This window comes from Burkholderia sp. Leaf177 (assembly GCF_001424345.1).
Taxonomy (GTDB): Bacteria; Pseudomonadota; Gammaproteobacteria; order Burkholderiales; family Burkholderiaceae; genus Caballeronia.
Genome location: NZ_LMPF01000023.1, coordinates 302,650 through 319,408, shown reverse-complemented (window position 1 = coordinate 319,408; position 16,759 = coordinate 302,650). Strand labels below are relative to the sequence as shown.

The 16,759-nt window shown below is 58.8% G+C and carries 14 protein-coding genes; 7 read left to right on the top strand and 7 right to left on the bottom strand.

The genetic code is table 11. From position 1 onward, the window contains the following. Window positions 1–69 precede the first annotated feature (69 nt). A complete protein-coding gene (locus ASG35_RS22480; protein ID WP_082508583.1) occupies window positions 70–1,146 on the top strand; it encodes a DedA family protein/thiosulfate sulfurtransferase GlpE in 1,077 nt (358 codons plus the stop codon). Further along, entirely contained in the window at window positions 1,143–2,960 is a 1,818-nt protein-coding gene (locus tag ASG35_RS22475; RefSeq protein WP_235527674.1) for an FAD-dependent oxidoreductase, read from the top strand. The genes ASG35_RS22480 and ASG35_RS22475 overlap by 4 nt, the downstream gene beginning before the upstream one ends. 30 nt (window positions 2,961–2,990) lie before the next feature. Here the strand turns inward: ASG35_RS22475 and ASG35_RS22470 are convergent, their stop codons facing one another. Further along, on the bottom strand, window positions 2,991–4,388 hold the full coding sequence (locus ASG35_RS22470; protein ID WP_056362879.1) for a heavy metal sensor histidine kinase: 1,398 nt from the start codon (window positions 4,386–4,388) through the stop codon (window positions 2,991–2,993). Between the two features lie 5 nt (window positions 4,389–4,393). Beyond that, window positions 4,394–5,074 (bottom strand): heavy metal response regulator transcription factor, encoded by a 681-nt coding sequence (locus ASG35_RS22465; RefSeq protein WP_056362876.1) that lies wholly within the window; start codon window positions 5,072–5,074, stop codon window positions 4,394–4,396. Window positions 5,075–5,300: 226 nt separating this feature from the next. Between ASG35_RS22465 and ASG35_RS22460 the strand changes: the two genes are divergently transcribed. The 4 genes from ASG35_RS22460 (at window position 5,301) to ASG35_RS22445 (ending at window position 8,174) form a co-directional block, all read left to right on the top strand. Next, window positions 5,301–5,879, top strand: coding sequence for a cytochrome b/b6 domain-containing protein (locus ASG35_RS22460; protein ID WP_442854856.1), 579 nt, complete (start codon window positions 5,301–5,303; stop codon window positions 5,877–5,879). A gap of 3 nt (window positions 5,880–5,882) precedes the next feature. After that, the gene (locus tag ASG35_RS22455; protein WP_056362871.1) at window positions 5,883–6,665 is read left to right on the top strand and encodes a molybdopterin-dependent oxidoreductase; all 783 of its coding nucleotides are present in this window, start codon (window positions 5,883–5,885) and stop codon (window positions 6,663–6,665) included. 30 nt (window positions 6,666–6,695) lie between these two features. Next, window positions 6,696–7,319 (top strand): hypothetical protein, encoded by a 624-nt coding sequence (locus ASG35_RS22450; RefSeq protein WP_056362868.1) that lies wholly within the window; start codon window positions 6,696–6,698, stop codon window positions 7,317–7,319. A gap of 171 nt (window positions 7,320–7,490) precedes the next feature. Then, window positions 7,491–8,174, top strand: a complete 684-nt coding sequence (locus tag ASG35_RS22445) for a hypothetical protein (protein ID WP_056362863.1) — start codon at window positions 7,491–7,493, stop codon at window positions 8,172–8,174. Window positions 8,175–8,189: 15 nt separating this feature from the next. Here the strand turns inward: ASG35_RS22445 and ASG35_RS22440 are convergent, their stop codons facing one another. Further along, the gene (locus ASG35_RS22440; protein WP_082508554.1) at window positions 8,190–9,257 is read right to left on the bottom strand and encodes an FUSC family protein; all 1,068 of its coding nucleotides are present in this window, start codon (window positions 9,255–9,257) and stop codon (window positions 8,190–8,192) included. 196 nt (window positions 9,258–9,453) lie between these two features. Here ASG35_RS22440 and ASG35_RS22435 point away from each other — a divergent pair, with 196 nt between their 5' ends. Then, entirely contained in the window at window positions 9,454–10,893 is a 1,440-nt protein-coding gene (locus ASG35_RS22435) for an NAD-dependent succinate-semialdehyde dehydrogenase (RefSeq protein ID WP_056362858.1), read from the top strand. Window positions 10,894–10,996: 103 nt separating this feature from the next. Here ASG35_RS22435 and ASG35_RS22430 read toward each other — a convergent pair whose 3' ends face one another. The 4 genes from ASG35_RS22430 to ASG35_RS22415 all read right to left on the bottom strand — a co-directional run bounded on the left by ASG35_RS22430 (window position 10,997) and on the right by ASG35_RS22415 (window position 16,756). After that, window positions 10,997–11,686 (bottom strand): type 1 glutamine amidotransferase domain-containing protein, encoded by a 690-nt coding sequence (locus ASG35_RS22430; protein ID WP_056362856.1) that lies wholly within the window; start codon window positions 11,684–11,686, stop codon window positions 10,997–10,999. A gap of 122 nt (window positions 11,687–11,808) precedes the next feature. Further along, the gene (locus ASG35_RS22425) at window positions 11,809–12,414 is read right to left on the bottom strand and encodes a TetR/AcrR family transcriptional regulator (protein ID WP_056362853.1); all 606 of its coding nucleotides are present in this window, start codon (window positions 12,412–12,414) and stop codon (window positions 11,809–11,811) included. A gap of 192 nt (window positions 12,415–12,606) precedes the next feature. After that, on the bottom strand, window positions 12,607–14,805 hold the full coding sequence (locus ASG35_RS22420) for a phosphocholine-specific phospholipase C (protein ID WP_056362850.1): 2,199 nt from the start codon (window positions 14,803–14,805) through the stop codon (window positions 12,607–12,609). 160 nt (window positions 14,806–14,965) lie between these two features. Continuing rightward, a complete protein-coding gene (locus tag ASG35_RS22415) occupies window positions 14,966–16,756 on the bottom strand; it encodes a phospholipase D-like domain-containing protein (RefSeq protein ID WP_056362847.1) in 1,791 nt (596 codons plus the stop codon). Window positions 16,757–16,759 lie beyond the last annotated feature (3 nt).

The following is a 16,759-nucleotide window of genomic DNA, read 5'->3' as shown; positions in this document are numbered from 1 at the left end:
GGGCGACTTCCAGCATCAGGCATTCCCCACCGAATCCAGCGCTGCACAACCCGCAGGGAGAATCTCATGCTGTTGCATGATCTGGCTGACCGGTATGGTCCGGCTATCGTGTTTTTCAATGTGATGGGCGCGGCGCTCGGCCTGCCCGTTCCCGCAATGCCTACGCTGATTGTCGTAGGCGCATCGGTCGCCATGATGGGCGTGAACGGCCAGGCCGTGTTCCCGCATCTCGCGCTGATGCTCGGCATTGCCGTGCTCGGCGGCGTGCTGGGCGATCTGGTCTGGTTCCAGGGCGGCAGGCGTTATGGCGACCGCACGCTCAAGACCATCTGCAAGTTGTCGCTCTCGCGCGATACCTGCGTGAAGAAGACTGAACGCTTCTTCGGCCGATGGGGCGTGCGCGTGTTGCTCGTCGCGAAATTCATTCCGGGTTTGTCGCTGGTTTCGGTGCCGCTGGCCGGCGCCATGGGCGTGCGCACGCGCTCGTTCATCGCGCATGACGGCGTGGGCGTGGCGCTGTGGGCCGCGGTCGGCTTGCTGGTCGGCGTAGTCTTCGCGGCGCAGCTCGACATGGTTTTTGCGATGATCGCGCAACTCGGGCGGCAGGCGCTGATTGTCGTGGCAATTGCGCTGGCGGGCTACGTGGCGTACCGCTACTGGCGCCGGAAGATGCTGATGAAAACGCTGGAAACGGCGCGCATCACCGTCGATGAACTTTATGCCCTGATGGAAAACGAGCCGCTGCCGGCAATCTTCGATATCCGTTCGGCCGAGAAACGCGTGCTCGATCCGTTCGTGATCCCCGGTTCCGTTTTCGCCGATGAACGCGAACTCCAGAAGATCGTCGAAAGTTATCAGCCTGATCAGAAGATCATCATTTATTGCTCGTGCCCGAACGAGGTATCGGCGGCGTGGATGGCGAAGTCATTGCGCAACGCGGGTTTCAAGGACGTCGTGCCGCTGACCGGCGGCCTGGACGCATGGCGGCTCGCGGGCCTCGAACTCAAGCCGCTGACGGACTTCGGCGGCGCGCGCGAGGACTTGGGTGAAATGGCCGCCATGTGCCCGTGGCCCGCAAAAGCGCCGGCCGCCGGCAAAGGCACGTTGCACGACGCCGTCTACCTTCACGGAGATCGACACGCATGAGTACTGCCCACGAAGGCATGAACGAAGGATCGAATCACGCCCGAGCGGAATGGCGGGACAACGCGCCGCCGCCGCGCGAAAACCTCAACACCATCACTAACGACGCGGGCAGCGCCGCGCCGGCGGAAACGCCTGCCGATGCCCCGTTTTCCCCGCTTCAAAGCCGCCGTCACCAGATGTACCCGCATCTCACGGTCGAGGAAATCGACCGCATGCGCGGGTTCGGCTCGATCAAGCACTACCGCGCCGGCGAACTGATGTTCGAAGTCGGTTCGCCCGGTCCCGGCATGTTCGTCCTGCTCAACGGCCACGTGCGTATCACGCGGCGCGACGGTCTGGGTCATGTGCATCTGGTGGTCGAATCGGAACCGGGCCAATTTCTCGCGGAAGTCGGTCAGTTATCGGGGAAACCCGCTTTGGTCGATGGCCACGCAATCGATGACGTCGAAGCCATCCTGATCGCGCCCGACCGGCTGCGCGCGTTGCTCGTGGCGGAAGCGGATCTCGGCGAGCGGATCATGCGTTCGCTGATCCTGCGTCGCGTGGGCTTGATCGAAAAGGGCAGCGGGCCGATTCTTGTGGGGCAATCGGACGATGGACGGCTGGTATCGCTGCAAGGATTCTTGAGCCGGAATGGTTATCCGCATACCGTGATCGATGCCTGCACCGATCCCGAAGCCATTGCACTGCTGGAACGGATTTCGACGTCGAAGGCGGATTTCCCGCTCGTCATTTGTCCCGATGGCACCGTGATGCGCGCCCCCGATGAAAACCAGCTCGCGTCGCAACTGGGCTGGCTGCCGGAATTCGATCCGGCGCATATCTACGATGTCGCCGTCGTCGGCGCGGGACCGGCCGGATTGGCGACGGCCGTGTATGCGGCTTCCGAAGGTTTGTCGGTGTCCGTTTTCGACTGCCGCGCGCCGGGCGGCCAGGCGGGCGCGAGTTCGCGTATCGAAAATTATCTTGGCTTTCCGACCGGCATTTCCGGTCAGGCGCTGGCCGGACGTGCGTTCGTGCAGGCGCAGAAATTCGGCGCGCATATTGCCATTCCCACCGAGATCAAGGCGCTGCATTGCGATTGCACGCCCATCCAGATCGAATTGATGAACGGCACGCGCGTCACCGCGCACACCGTGGTGATCGCGACGGGCGCGGCGTATCGGCGGCCGGAGATTGAAGGGCTGGAGAAATTCGAAGGACGCGGCACCTATTATTGGGCGTCGCCAGTCGAGGCGAAGCTTTGCAAGGGCTCGGAGGTTGTGCTCGTCGGCGGTGGCAATTCGGCGGGACAGGCGGTGGTTTATCTTGCCTCGCACGCGGCGCGCGTGCATTTGCTGATTCGTGGCGCGGGGCTGGAATCGAGCATGTCGCGGTATTTGATCGACCGGATTGCTTCGTTGCCGAACGTGACGGTGCATACGCGCACGCAGATCGAATCGCTCGAAGGCGATGGCCGCACGCTCGCCGCCGTGCATTGCAAGACGCCCGACGGTCCGCTCACGCTCGACGCGCGGCATTTGTTCCTGTTCACCGGCGCCGATCCGAATACGGCATGGCTCACCGGATGCAACGTCAGCACGGATGGCAAGGGTTTCGTGCTCACGGGACCCGAGGCGCACGGCGGGCACACGGACGGCTCGACTGCGCTGGAAACGAGCGTGCCGGGTGTGTTTGCCATCGGCGATGTGCGGTCGGCATCGACAAAACGCGTCGCCGCCGCGGTTGGCGAGGGCGCGGCGGTCGTGTCGCAGATTCACGGTTTGCTGGCGGTGCGGCAGGAACTCGCGCTGAAGGCCGGCGCGGTGGAATAAAGGTTTGCGCGTTAGTTCAGCGTGTTAAGTTCAGCGCGGTTTTGAGGCGAACCGCAGCGTGAACTCGATCCACCCATCCGCCGAGCAACTCGCCGATGCCGATCCGCCATGCAGGCGCATGATTGCCTGCACGATCGCAAGGCCGAGTCCGCTCGATTCCGTAAATTCGCTGCGCGCGGCATCACCACGATAAAACCGGTCGAACAGCCGCGCGAGTTCTTCCGGCAACACGCGCTCGCCCTGATTGCCGATCACGATGCGCGCACCTTGCGCGTCTTCGCTGCCGGTCAGGCGGATCGTGGTGCCGGGTTGCGCGTATCGAACCGCGTTCACCACTACATTGCTGATCGCGCGCCGCGACATGATTTCGTTGACGAACATCTCGCCTTCGGCCTGAACGTCGAAGTGGAGATTACGTTCATCGGCGAGACCTTCGAAGTAAGTCGCGATGGTTTCGAGCTGTTCGCGCGTGTTCAGCGTCGTGCGCTCGATTTCCTGCCGTTCGTGATCCGCTTGCGCGAGAAACAGGATGTTCTGCGCAATGCGTCCCAGCCGCTCGAGCTCCTCCAGATTCGATTCCAGCACGCCCTTGTATTCGCTCTCGCTGCGCGTATGGGCGAGCGTGACCTGCGTTTGCCCGATCAACACGCCAATGGGCGTACGCACTTCATGCGCCAGATCCGCCGAGAATTGCAGCAGCCGTTCGTATCCCGTCGACAATCGATCGAGCATCGCATTAAACGATACCGCCAGGCTCTGCAATTCGGTCGGCGTGTTTTCGACATCGAGCCGCGCGGAAAGTGTATTGGGCGTGATTTCGGCGGCTTTATCGGCCATTTTTCGCAACGGCGTAAGACCGCGGCTCGATACCCACCACGCCAGCAGCGCCGTGACCAGAACGGCAATCGCCACGTTGATCCAGACCCGCACCAGATAGGTGGACAACACCCGCGCCTCTTGCGTCATCACGTGCGCCGCGATGATCTCGACCACTTCGCCGCTATCGCCCACTTGCGCCTGAGCCGCAACCCAGCGCATGCGCACGCCGTCGGAACGTGTGCCTTCGTAAAGCGCATCGAGGCCCACCGCGCGCTGCACCGGCACGGGAACCAGCGGCGGCAACGGCATGTTTTCCGGATTCACGTTGATGAACGGCGGGACGCCCGACCGTCGAAAAATGATCACGTCCTGACGATCGCCGAGCATGGTTTCGAAGAGCCTCGGCCGCGCTTCGATTTCCTGGATGGTGTAGAGGTCGTGCAGCAGAGAGCGAAAATGTTCAACGCGTCCGATCAGCTGATAATCGGCGCGCGTGGACAGCGTCAGGCTTGTCGCGTGATAAAGCGAGCCGCCGACCATGCTCACCACCACGCACACGATCAACGCAAACAGGACCGTGATGCGGACAACGAGCGAGCGCGAACGCATTGGATTCAATGCGACTCCCCGGTCGCGCCGAATGAATAACCGATGCTGCGCACCGTGTGGATGAGCTTGATATCGAAGGGCTGATCGAGCTTGGCGCGCAGGCGCTTGATAGCGACATCGACCACGTTGGTATCGCTGTCGAAGTTCATGTCCCACACTTCCGACGCAATCAGCGTGCGCGACAATGCTTCGCCTTGCCGTTTGCAAAAGAGATGCAGCAACGCAAACTCCTTGTTCGTCAGCGCGATATCTACGCCCTGGCGCGTCACGCGACGTCGCAAGACATCGACATGAAGGTCCGCAACCTGGAACACATCCGATTCACGGATCACGCCGCGCCGCAGCAACGTGCGGATGCGCAGCACGAGTTCCGTGAACGAAAACGGCTTGACGAGGTAATCGTCCGCGCCGAGTTCGAGACCGTGGATACGATCGCTGACGTGATCGCGCGCCGTCAGGAAGATGACAGGCAGGTCGCGTTTGGCGCGCAACGCCTGCATGATCTGCCAGCCATCGAGGCCGGGCAGCATGACATCCAGCACGATCAGCTCGTACGGATGCGCCAGAGCCTGATGCAGGCCATCGGCGCCATTGCGAACCAGGTCGACCTGATACCCGGACTCCGTCAGTCCCTTCTTCAGATAGTCGCCGGTCTTGCGGTCGTCTTCTATAACGAGAATGGTCATGCAGCGGGTATGTTGCGTGCGAGTGCGATCAGGTTGCGAAGAACCTTATTCTAACGATCCATCTCTCGTAAGCCTGAAGAATGACAAAAAAGTCATTAACGTGTCATGCGTTCATCAGCGTGCGATCGTTAAGATGCGATCAAGCAGCGGCTTCATTGCGTTGTACAACCATTTCCACGAGGCGAGTTTGGCTCAATCTTCGACTCAATCAATGAAGGCGAGCGCGATGCAACCCGGCTGGGTTCGCATCACGCACTGGATCAATGCGCTTGCGGTCGTGGTCATGGTCACGAGCGGCTGGCAGGTCTATAACGCTTCACCCATTTTCCCGGCGCTGGTTTTTCCGGCCAGCATCACTTTAGGCGGATGGCTCGGCGGCGCGTTGCTATGGCACTTCGCGGCCATGTGGGTGCTGGTCGCCAACTTCCTGATCTACGTCGCGATGAACATTGTGTCCGGACGATTCCGCCGCAAGCTGTTTCCACTTAGCGCGAAAAGCCTCATTGGGGATTTGCGCGCAGCGCTCACCGGCAAGCTCAAGCACGACGACCTGTCGCATTACAACGCCGTGCAGAAGGCGGCTTATCTTGCGGTTATCGTGGACATCGTGGTCGTGATTTTGTCGGGGCTCGCGATCTGGAAGTCAGTGCAGTTTCCGTTATTGCGCGACTTGCTGGGCGGTTACGACAATGCGCGCGTGGTCCATTTCTTCGCGATGAGTTTCCTTGTTGCGTTCTTCGTTCTGCACGTGGTGATGGTCGCGCTCGTTCCACGCTCGTTGTTACTGATGATCCGGGGCCGATGAACCATGTTGAATAGAAAGAGCGAACTCATAGCCAAGCATCTCGATGTCGACAACATCCTCAAAGATGCGCGCAACGAATTGAAAGCGCCCGCGCGGCGTCTCTTCGGCAAGCGTATTTTGTCGTTGGGCGGTTTGATGCTGTTGTCGGGCTGCAATATCTCCGACGATAAATCCGTCGACACCGTTTTGCGCACCATGTCGCGTTTCAACGATGACGCGCAAGCCTTCCTCTTCGATCCCAACAAACTCGCGCCGACCTATCCCGAGTCGATGATCACGCGGCCGTTCCCGTTCAACGCGTTCTATGACATCGACGAAGTTCCGGTAGTCGATGCCGCCAGTTACAAGCTGCCTATTGGCGGATTGGTGAAGGGCAAGAACATTTGGACTCTTGATGAATTGCATGCGTTACCGCAGGAAAGCCAGGTGACGCGGCACATTTGCATTGAAGGATGGAGCGCGATAGGCAAATGGGGCGGCGTGCGTTTTGCCGATTTCCTCAAGCGTTCGGGCGCCGATACGACAGCCAAGTACGTAGCGTTCCATTGCGCCGACAACTATTCCACGAGCATCGATATGCCGACCGCGCTGCACGCGCAGACGCTTTTGACGCTGACTTACGACGGTCAGATTTTGCCGCCGAAATACGGCTTCCCGATGAAGCTGCGCATGCCCACGAAGCTGGGCTACAAGAATCCGAAGCACATCGTCGCGATAACCGTGACGAACGAATATCCCGGTGGTTACTGGGAGAACCAGGGTTACAACTGGTTCGGTGGGGCTTAAGGTTTTTCACTAATCACTATTGGAGTTTCCATGGCATCTGCGTCAATTCGCATGAAACTGGGTGTATCGATTGCAGCGCTCGCATTCGCCGGTGCCGCGCTGGCTCAAACGCCGGCTGCGAAGCCCGCGCGCATTCGTGGCGATATCGTCTCGATCTCCGGCGATACACTCACCGTGCACCGTCGTAGCGGCGATACCGTGACCATCGACATGAAGCAGGACACGCCGGTTACGGCCGTCAAGAACATCAAGCTCGGCGATATCAAGGCGGGGTCGTTTATTGGAACCGCTGCCACGACTGGCACCGACGGCAAGATGACGGCGACTGAAGTGCTGGTATTCCCGGAAGCGGCACGCGGAACGGGTGAAGGGCATTACGCCTGGGACTTGTCGCCGAATAGCACGATGACGAATGCGAATGTGGATCAGGTTGTTACCGGAACAAGTGGCCGGGATTTGAAGCTGTCTTATAAGGGTGGTTCGAATACCGTGACGGTGCCGGAAGGCGTGCCTGTCGTGACGTTTGCGCCGGCTGCGCGCGCTGATTTGCTCGCGGGGAAGAAGGTGTTCATTATTGCCACACCGGTCAAGGGCACGGAGTATGCGGCTTCGCGTGTTGTGGTGGAGAAGGATGGAGTTGCGCCGCCGATGTGAGGTTGGGACGTAGGCGTAGGAAAGGATAAAGCCGACCGGAGGTCGGCTTTTTATTGAGTAACGTCGTCCAGATCAGTGACACACTTCGACAAATAGTCACTAAATGCGCCCCAACGACCAACTACAATCTGGCCTGAGATTTTTTGCTATTCCTTAGGACAGCGAGGGTTCATGCGTTACAGCACTTTAGTAGAAGAACTTAGCGCGACACCCGCGTACTTGGCTAGTTTTTTTGTTTTCCTGTTGATATTGATGCACGCAACACTCGTCTACTGGCGGCCACTTTCCAGCCGTTCGTGGAAACGCATCGACTACATATGGCTTGCGGCGGCGACATTGGGATTGATTGGGAGCAGCAGGGAAGCGGAGCATTTTTTATCAGGACGATACGCAGAACATTCGCAAGGTCCTGCTACATGGTCCGCGTACCATCGTTTGAGAGAGGCGTTGATCAATCCGGCCGGCGTTTGCGCCGCTTACACCAAAGGGCCAAACTCGCCTGCGGACTTTGACGCTAGAGTGAAGGAAGCGCGCGAATTGTGCGCGAAGTCGAATGAAATCGCGAAGCGGATGCCCATGGATTTCGACCACGATCTCCCTCCGCTTGCTGACACAGGTTTCGAGCGATTCGGGATGAATGCTCATTATCAGATGCAGTACATAGCGGAGATCAACCAAGCCGCTGATTTTTACGAGCGTGAGCAGCGCCGGTATGCCATGTATAGAGCGACTAGCATGCCCAATAAGACGGAAAACCTGATGAAGGTATTAGGACCTTTACTCCTGGCGTTTGCTCTTGCGTTGCGTATCACGAAGGTCACGGGTGAGGTCAGAAACTCACACAATAAGTCCTGATTTTCGCGGCGCGGATTACTCGTCCGTCCTCTCCACCGTCGTAACCAATTCCCCAAAATCCGTCACTAGCAGATTCAGCACGAACGCCAGCACGGTATTCTTCTCCATCGATGCGGTCGCTTTATTCGCCGCTTCCCTCAGCCTCTCAAACGCCTCCCGCGCCGCTTTAACATTCTCATCCTGCGATCGTTTATCGGCATCGAGCGTAGCCGCCAGCGCTTTCGCCAACGCATCAAACGCATCCGCGCATTCGCTTAACGCCTTTCGAGCAACCGAATTCAACCGCCGCGCCAAGCTCACATCGCCCACAAACGCCTGCCCTAAAAACAGCGCATCGCGATGCAAGCGCGTCAGCATAGGCGCAACCTTATCGATGACATTCTCGCGCGACCTCTTAACCGGCACGATAATGTGCTCCCTTCCGGCCTCGGTAATTGCATCGTCGAGAGCTTGTTCCGCCGCCGCCGATTTTCGATGCAACCCTTCCGCCGTGCGCGCATCGTCGGGCTTACGCAGATAAAGCGCGATCAATTCGCCAAGCGCCAGCACAATTTCCCCAGCGCGATTGTGCGCGGCATTAATCGCCCGGTTCGGCAGCAAAAACGCCACGACCAACGCCGAGCCCGCGCCAATCAAAATCTCCAGCACACGATCGATAGGCCTCGAAAACGGCGACCCAACGCCGCTCGCAGGAATCAGCACGACGATAACAAGCGTGACGCACGCGAGCCGCAACGTTGGGCGCCACGCGGCGAGCGCTGCAAGCGGCACGAGTTCGACCGCGAAAACCACCAACGGCGGCGCCCCGCGAACGATGGCAAGCAAACCGAGCACGCCGAGTATCGCGCCGATCACCGCGCCGATAATCTGATCGCGTCCCGTCGTCAGCGCCTGGTTGAGACTCGGTTGCGTGACCACGATCAACGTCGTGATAACGGCCCAATAAAGTTCGGGCAGCGTCGCGAGTTTGGCCGCGCCATAACTCAGCAAACAACCGATCAGCGTTCGCGCAAATCGCCGGATTTCCGCTCCACCGGGTTTGAACGATAACCGGCGTAGATCGTGAAAGGCAGCTAAAGACATGGAGTAATACCAGATTGGATGCTTGAATTATGGCCGAGCGCGCGCACTTTCCCTGTGTGAGCGTTCATCCACGTGCAAAACACCAGCCTGCAGCATCGCGCTGGTCGCGTTACCATAAGTGGTTCGGTAAAACGCGCTTTTGAAGCTGGCGCGCATCGTTACCCGTTTCATCGATCACACTAATCAGGAGCCACGCATGAGCCAAAACACCCAATATCCGAGCACGCAGTTGTATATCGATGGCGCATGGCGCGCGGGCGCTCGCGACACGGCTGTCGTCAATCCGGCGACGGAAGCGGAAATCGGCCGTCTGGCGCTGGCCGGCGAACAGCAACTCGCGGAAGCTGCTGATGCCGCCGGCCGCGGCTTCAAGGCGTGGCGCAAGGTATCGGCGTTCGAGCGCAGCAAGCTGATGCGCCGCGCCGCGCAAAACCTGCGCGATCGCGCGGAAGAAGTTGCCGCCATCATGACAATGGAGCAGGGCAAGCCGCTGGTCGAAGCGCGCATCGAGGTGCTGGGCGCGGCGGATACCATCGACTGGTTCGCCGAGGAAGCGCGCCGCACGTACGGCCGCGTGATCCCGGCACGCGCCGAGAATGTGCGCCAGATCGTGACGCGCGAGCCGGTCGGCCCGGTCGCCGCGTTCACGCCGTGGAATTTCCCGATCAACCAGGCAGTGCGCAAGGTTTCGGCGGCGCTCGCTGCGGGATGTTCGGTCGTGCTGAAGGGACCGGAAGAAACGCCGGCGAGCTGCGCGGCGCTGGTTCAGGCTTATGTGGATGCAGGCTTGCCTGCCGGCGTGCTGAACCTCGTGTTTGGCGTTCCTGCCGACGTATCGAAGTACCTAATCGCGCATCCGCTGATCCGCAAGATCTCGTTCACGGGCTCCACGCCGGTTGGCAAGTTGCTGGCCGCGATGGCCGGCGAGCACATGAAGCGCGCCACGATGGAACTCGGCGGCCACGCCCCGGCACTCGTTTTCGCCGATGCCGACATCCCGCGCGCGGCCAAGCTTCTGGCTGGCGCCAAGTTCCGCAATGCCGGTCAGGTTTGCATTTCGCCGACGCGGTTTATCGTCGAGGAATCGGCTTATGAGGAGTTCACCGAGCATTTTGTCGCGGCGACCAAGAAGCTGAAGGTCGGCAACGGACTGGAAGAGGGCGTGCAAATGGGCGCGCTGGCAAACGGCCGTCGCCTGCAAGCCATGGAACGTCTTGTCGCCGATGCCGTCGAGCACGGCGCCAAGGTCCTGACGGGCGGTGAGCGCATCGGTCGCGAAGGGTTCTTCTTCGCGCCGACGGTTCTCGCCAATGTACCGCTGTCGGCCCGCATCATGACGGAAGAGCCGTTCGGCCCGATCGCGCCGATCTCGACGTTCAAGTCCTACGACGAAGCCATCACCGAAGCGAATCGCTTGCCATTTGGCCTTGCGGCTTACGCTTATACGCGTTCGAGCGCGACATCGGCGGCGGTGGGTGAGGATATCGAAAGCGGCATGGTGTCGATCAATCACCACGGTCTGGGCATTCCGGAAACGCCGTTCGGCGGCGTGAAGGAATCGGGCTACGGTTCGGAAGGCGGCAGCGAAGCAATGGAAGCGTATCTGGTCACGAAGTTCGTGAGCGAAGCGCGATAGTCGCTTGGCAGTCGTTGCACGTGAAAACGCGACGTGGCTTTTGGCTGCGTCGCGTTTTTTTATCGTCCGGTTAGCTTCACTCCATTTCACTTCACCAATAACTCTACTTCGTGGCGAGCGCAGGGTGCTTAAGCAGAAGGGCCGCGGCCGGCGCCGATGACGCGGGGTTTTGTCCCGTGATCAGCAGGCCATCGCTGACGACGTACGGCGCCCAATCTTCCGTTTTTGAATAAACGCCGCCCTTTGCCTTAAGTTCGTCTTCAACGAGGAATGGCACGATCTCGGTCAGTCCAACCGCGGCTTCCTCAGAGTTGGTAAAACCAGTGACTTTCTTGCCTTCGACCAACGGCGCACCATCCTTCGTAACGACATGCCGTAACACGCCGGGCGCGTGGCAGACCAGCGCGACGGGCTTGCCGGCGGCAATGAAGGATTCGATCAACGCGATCGAGTTCTTGTCTTCTGCCAGATCCCATAATGGACCATGGCCGCCGGGGTAAAACACCGTATCGAAATCTTCCTGCGAGACGCTGTCGAGTCGCAGCGTGGCCGCAAGTTGCGCCTTGGCATCTGCGTCGCCTTCAAAACGATGTGTCATTTCGGTTTGATTGGCCGGCTCATTGCTCTTCGGATCGAGCGGCGGCTGACCGCCCTTGGGCGAAGCCAAGACGATTTCCGCGCCAGCATCCTTGAACGCGTAATAGGGCGCGGCCAGTTCTTCGAGCCAGAAACCCGTCGTGCGGCCTGTGTTGCCAAGCTGGTCATGCGAGGTCAGAACCATCAGTACTTTCATGTTGTTTCTCCGTCGGGGTGAGTAAGTTGGTGAACGGGTTACTTACATATAGTAGACCAGTCGTCTAGTAAAAATGCCTAAAAAAAGCACTTCCGGAGAAGTGCGTTCGTTGCCCAATCGAATCAAGGCACGAGGTGAAGCATCTGCTGCGTGGTTTTCATCGCCATTTCGAATGGCTGCAGGTTGCGAACGATCTTGACCATGATGCTGGCGCCGAGCCACAACTGGTAAAGGCTTTGTGCGGCGCTTGCCGTATCGCCTTCGATAGAAAGCGAACCTTCGCTTACGCCAGTTTTGATAGCACGCGACAGCCGGGTGACAATCCCCGCCGTGCCTCGATTCAAGGTCGTGCGCATCGCTTCAGACATGTCGGCCACTTCGGCTCCCAGCTTGACCGCGAGGCATTTGCCTTGGCAATCGTAGAACGACTGGGTTTCCTGCCATATCCGAAAGTAGTTCATCAACCGCTGCGCCATGTTCAAACCCGGCTGAGCAAGCGTCTGGTCGAGATCCTCCAAATATTCATCGAAATAGCTTTCAAGCAGCGCCACGCCGAACGCATCCTTCGAACCGAAGTAGTGATAGAACGATCCTTTCGGAACGCCTGCCTCTGACAGAATCTCGTTCAAACCAACAGCTGAAAAACCTCTGGCGCCGATCAACCGCTGACCAACGGCAATAATGTTCTCGCGGACGTCGGCGGTTTCGGATGTGTTTGCGGTAGCCATGCATGAACTTTAGCTCATAGTAGACCAGTCGTCTAGAAATATTTTTTGAGGGATTTACATCGCCTGCAATGAGCCGAAGCTGCGCTAGATCATCGTTGGCTAAATCGTCGAGCTTACCTACGGTGCAATATGTAAGTTATCCGAAATATATTTATAAGCTCGTCGCAATATAAATTAGGCGGTTCTGATAGTTCATAACGTTCCGCCGATAGCTAATACCGGATCGCTGTAGCTGTCCTTGCCCGTTTCCACTCGCCCGGCAACGCGGCGTTCGAAACCGCTGGTCTGCGCGCACGTGATCGTGAAGTCGTACCAGTTCCCGCTCGTCGCGAGCCATATCAGTTTTTCGAAGTCGTCGCCCACGCGGATTTTGTGTGTCCAGGGGCCACCCAGGCGGTAAGCGTTGTCGGTAATGGTGATATCGATGGGCTTTCCCTGTGTATTGCTGACCTTAAGCTGCACGCCTCCGCGCGACACCTCGTAACCCACATGGACGACCGGCTCGTCAGTTGCGCCGACATGCCCTTTGAAGCCGCGATAGTAGCCATTCGGACCGTACACAAGCAGCTCGAAATTGCCCGCGTCGTAATGCACGTCCCAATCGTCCTCGAGCGCTTTTCCAGCTTCGACGGTGTAGCGACGCGGAATACGATCGAGATGTTTTTTATCGTAGACATGGAAGACCGCGCCGGCACGCCCGGTGTTGATAAATGACAGCGTCACCTTTTGCGCGTGCGCCTTGAGACGCGCGTTCGTGTGCAACTCATATGGCAATGCTCGCGAAAATCGGGTCCCGGATTCTTGATATAGCGGCTCCGGCGTACCGGGCACGGATACCGTGGGCAACTTTTTCGACGCGGCTTCGATCGCGGCGTAATCGCTCATGTCGGGCAGCGTGGGCACCGACGGATCGTTTGGCGTGACGAAGTTAAACGCGGACGTGAGATCGCCGCTGACCGCGCGCGACCATGGGCTGATGGCCGGTATCGTCACGGCGAAACGTTTCTCGATGAACTGCCCTACGGACGAGTGATCGAACACTTGCGAACTGACCCAGCCGCCGCGGCTCCATGGCGAAATGACATACATGGGCACGCGCGCGCCCATGCCCCATGGCCGTACATTGCCGCTGATGGTGTCGCGCGGATCGATCAACGGATAGGTGACCGATGGCACACCCCCCAGCCGGGCGAACAGCGGATCACTGTAAGGGCTGCCGTCTGTTTCAAAATACATGCCCCGCAGATCAACTGTCGATTTCCCTGCAAGCGTGCCGTCGAGGTTGTAAGAGGGCACCGCCGGCGACGGCAGATGGTCGAAGAGCCCGTCGTTTTCATCGAAGGTCACGAGGAACACCGTCTTGCTCCAGCTCTTCGGATTGGCCGTCAGCGCTTCCAGGACTTGCTGTGTGAAGTCGCCTCCACGCGCCGGACTCGATGGAGCGCCGGGGTGCTCCGATTGCAGTTGCGACGGACATATCCAGCTCACGGAAGGCAACGTGCCTTTCATCACATGGCGTTTGAGGTCGTCAAGAGACCAGTGCGACAGTCCATTTTTGTAGATCGGCGTCCCACGCTTTGCGTTGCGAAAACCTTCGAATGCCAGAGCGCCATTCATGGCGCCGGTCCAGTTGTCATTCGGATCCTGATAAATCCGCCAGCTCACGCCTGCGTCCTGAAGCACTTCGGGGATCGTTTTCCATGGCAGCGCCGAACCGTAGTAAGTGTAGCCAGGGGTGGGAAACGTTCCGGTGATCCAGCATCGCAGATTGACGACTTCGGCTGTGGACATGTCGCTGTTCAGTCCTGCTTCACGGCGCGCAGGATCGAAATTGGATCCCGACCAGAGGAAGGTGCGGTTCGGATCGGTGGCGCTGCGCAGCGAGCAGAAGTAACCGTCGCAGATTGTGAATGCGTCGGCGAGCGCCCATTGGAAAGGCGCTTCGGACCGCTTGTAATAGCCCATCGATGTGTCGCCCTTGTACATGGGCCACTGACCAAACTTGCCCTGAGCCCACCCACCTTGTTGATCAGGAAAGTTGTGCGCCGTGTCTATGATGAGCGCGGCGTTCATCTTCGACTCGTCAAAATGGAAAGGCGTGATTTCCTTCACGCCGTTCGATTGATGCCAGACCGATTTGCCGCTTTCGAGCGGTATGGGAAAGCGGTCGCCGAATCCACGCACTCCACGCAGCGCGCCGAAGTAATGATCGAAGGAACGGTTCTCCTGCATCAAGATCACGATGTGCTTGACGTCATTGATCGAGCGTGTTGCGTTGTGTGCCGGAATAGCCAACGCGTCGCGAATAGACGCCGGGAGGGCGGTAGCTGCTGCCGCGCCCGCAGCTTTGGCGGCGGTGCGTAAGAACGTACGGCGATCAATCGTTGTCATATTTTTGTCGGGGTAATCCGAGGATGGGATAGGTATAGGCGAGGCCGCGCAGCCCGCGCTTCTTGCAGGTAATATTTCGTAATTTATCAGGACGAAATTTAATTCGGTGCAGTGACACCGATGTGAATTCAAACCCGTCGTTGCCAAACGCTCCGCGCGTTTATTTCGAAGGTGCGGCTACAGGAGCAGCAAGTGCCACACGCGCCTTCGATTCCGCGCTTCCATCGACGTAGTATTTGTCGGCCCAATGCCGATCCGGCTGAAGCGCCAAATGGATCTTTTTAGTCGGATTCAGCTTGTTTTCAATAGCCAGCGCGCGTGCACGATAGTGCTCATACAGCCGCAGGAACTCCGCTATATAAATGCTGGCGACGCGTCGGTCTCTAATCTCAAGCAGGTTTTCGTCGTTTTTGTGCTCTGAGTTATTGCTCATATTCGCCGAGCCCGTGAACACGACAGGTTCGGTTCCCTCTGCATCGATGACCACGAACTTGTGATGGATCACAACCGGCGGATAAGGCGGTCGCTTGTCCCCGGGGAACAACTGGACTTCGACATCGAAGCCTTCGGGCACAGTTGCGCTCGTGAAATATTTGCCATCGACCACATCACGATTTTTCTTGTTCCGATGATAAAGCTCGATGCTCGCCAGTTCCGACGTGCTCAAGTGGCCTCCTTGCAATTCTTTGTTTTCCGCTGTTTCAGCCGCGTGTTCCGATATGGAATTGACGAGGCCAAACATCATCAAGCCTTTGTCGCCGGCTTCGAAGCAAGCGCTAAGCAAGGATTCGTCGGTAGGCGAGAAGAGGCAGAACAGTACCGAATGCCGGGCCTTCGAAACTGCATCGACAATTGCGGCGATCTGGCTATGTTCGGCGGTCGGCTCCGGAGAAAAAGAGACGCGGACGAGGGCATCGCCGACTGCCACCGGGTCTGTCCAGCCATGCGGTAACTTCGCGGTTGCCGCCAACGGCGGATCGGACGAAATGGCGGCGGCACGATCGCTATATAGCTTGGCGAGTTCAGTTGAATCAAACGAGTGAAGCAGGTTCGCTTGCTGGGTGATGCCTTCGGTCGTGAAATTGGCCGAGCCGGTGAGCAGCCGCGATGGCGCCTGCGAGCCATGTGGTGCATCCGTGACAATGAACTTGTCGTGCATGATGTTGGTCGCCTTGCGCGGAAACAACCTGGCAATGGGACCAAGCTCTTGGACCGCTTGTTGATTCGGTGACGATGCGGGCGGACGTGTCTTGCTGCCGGCGTCGCCATGGGCGTCGTACACCACGGCTAAAGATGCGGGACCGTTGGCCTTGGCGAACTGGGAGAATTTGGGGATCACCCAAAGTTTATCGGTCAGGTGATACACGGCAGTGGCCGCGCGCGTGGCGTTATCGAAGACAAACTGGAAACTGTCCTGGAGATCGTTCGCAAGCCACGTGCGCAGTTCCCGCGCTTCGTTCGCAGGGGGCGCTTTCTTTGGGTCGAGCCCCATCGCGGCGAGCTTGCGGGAGAACGCCTGCGAGCCGAGCACCGCGCGGTTGAACCACGTTCCAATGCCATCTTCCACATGCGCGGGCAGCGTCACTTGCAGCGTGGCAGCATCAGCCTCCCAGAGCGCCGGGGCGTGCGAATTGCCGACAACAGGGTAAGCGGTGTACGTGAACGTCTGTCCTCGATCGGGTTCATCGATCTTCGCGTCCCACCACATGAATTTCTGAATCGGCGCGATGTTCGACGGAGCGTCCGGCTTGCCCGCTGGAACAGGTCCTTCGAAGGTGAGCCGATTGGGAAGCCAGCTTTGTGCATCGCGCGTTTTTCCATCGGCCGACCAGAAACCCGGTGAACGCTTGATCGCGAAACCGAGGAAATCGGGATTCGACTTGCCTTCTGCCCAGTCGAATGCCAGCAGCACCAAGGTCGGCGACAAATATGCGCGAATATCGATAGCCATGGA

Excerpts from the sequence above, each read along its gene's own strand:
- ASG35_RS22475 (WP_235527674.1), top strand. The coding sequence starts at position 1,143 with ATGAGTACTGCCCACGAAGGCATGAACGAAGGATCGAATCACGCCCGA.
- ASG35_RS22470 (WP_056362879.1), bottom strand. The coding sequence starts at position 4,388 with ATGCGTTCGCGCTCGCTCGTTGTCCGCATCACGGTCCTGTTTGCGTTG.
- ASG35_RS22465 (WP_056362876.1), bottom strand. The coding sequence starts at position 5,074 with ATGACCATTCTCGTTATAGAAGACGACCGCAAGACCGGCGACTATCTG.
- ASG35_RS22460 (WP_442854856.1), top strand. The coding sequence starts at position 5,301 with ATGCAACCCGGCTGGGTTCGCATCACGCACTGGATCAATGCGCTTGCG.
- ASG35_RS22455 (WP_056362871.1), top strand. The coding sequence starts at position 5,883 with ATGTTGAATAGAAAGAGCGAACTCATAGCCAAGCATCTCGATGTCGAC.
- ASG35_RS22450 (WP_056362868.1), top strand. The coding sequence starts at position 6,696 with ATGGCATCTGCGTCAATTCGCATGAAACTGGGTGTATCGATTGCAGCG.
- ASG35_RS22445 (WP_056362863.1), top strand. The coding sequence starts at position 7,491 with ATGCGTTACAGCACTTTAGTAGAAGAACTTAGCGCGACACCCGCGTAC.
- ASG35_RS22440 (WP_082508554.1), bottom strand. The coding sequence starts at position 9,257 with ATGTCTTTAGCTGCCTTTCACGATCTACGCCGGTTATCGTTCAAACCC.
- ASG35_RS22435 (WP_056362858.1), top strand. The coding sequence starts at position 9,454 with ATGAGCCAAAACACCCAATATCCGAGCACGCAGTTGTATATCGATGGC.
- ASG35_RS22430 (WP_056362856.1), bottom strand. The coding sequence starts at position 11,686 with ATGAAAGTACTGATGGTTCTGACCTCGCATGACCAGCTTGGCAACACA.
- ASG35_RS22425 (WP_056362853.1), bottom strand. The coding sequence starts at position 12,414 with ATGGCTACCGCAAACACATCCGAAACCGCCGACGTCCGCGAGAACATT.
- ASG35_RS22420 (WP_056362850.1), bottom strand. The coding sequence starts at position 14,805 with ATGACAACGATTGATCGCCGTACGTTCTTACGCACCGCCGCCAAAGCT.
- ASG35_RS22415 (WP_056362847.1), bottom strand. The coding sequence starts at position 16,756 with ATGGCTATCGATATTCGCGCATATTTGTCGCCGACCTTGGTGCTGCTG.